We start from the raw sequence: 558 nt of genomic DNA on the forward strand, positions 1-558 counted from the left end.
CATCTCAAGCAAGTCGACAAGTGCTGTATGGCGATTCTGTTTTCGCACGCCCGAAAGACGGCACGCAAGCTGGTGTCGGTGCGCTAACGCTTGATGATGTACGTGAGTTCTACGCTAAGCACTACACACCGCAGAGCGCACAAGTCGTGGTGGTGGGTGACATTGCTAAACAAGACATTGAGCAGAAGCTTGCGTTTTGGGCTGAATGGAAAGATGAAGCGGCACCACTTTATGCTCCGCAAACAATACCAGCATTAGGTGAGCAGAAAATTCATCTTGTCGACAAACCAGGAGCACCGCAAAGTGTGGTTATGATGGTTCGTCAAGGCATGCCTTATGATGCCACGGGTGACTTTTATCTAAGCCAGCTCGCGAACTTTAACCTAGCGGGTAACTTTAACAGTCGCATCAACCAAAACCTGCGTGAAGACAAAGGCTACACCTACGGTGCTTACGGTTACTTCTCGGGGAATCCTGAAACCGGTTCGGTTGTATTTACCGCGCAAGTTCGTGCCGATTCGACGGTCGCATCGATTATCGAGATGGAAAATGAGCTGA

The 558-nt window shown here is 49.8% G+C and carries 1 protein-coding gene; it reads left to right on the plus strand.

Features of this window, described 5'->3' with window-relative positions:
* Positions 1–558, plus strand: a 558-nt coding sequence (locus R7E78_RS29315; RefSeq protein ID WP_318059043.1) for a M16 family metallopeptidase, incomplete at both ends; no start/stop codon positions are given.

The organism is Vibrio sp. YT-19(2023), assembly GCF_033337395.1.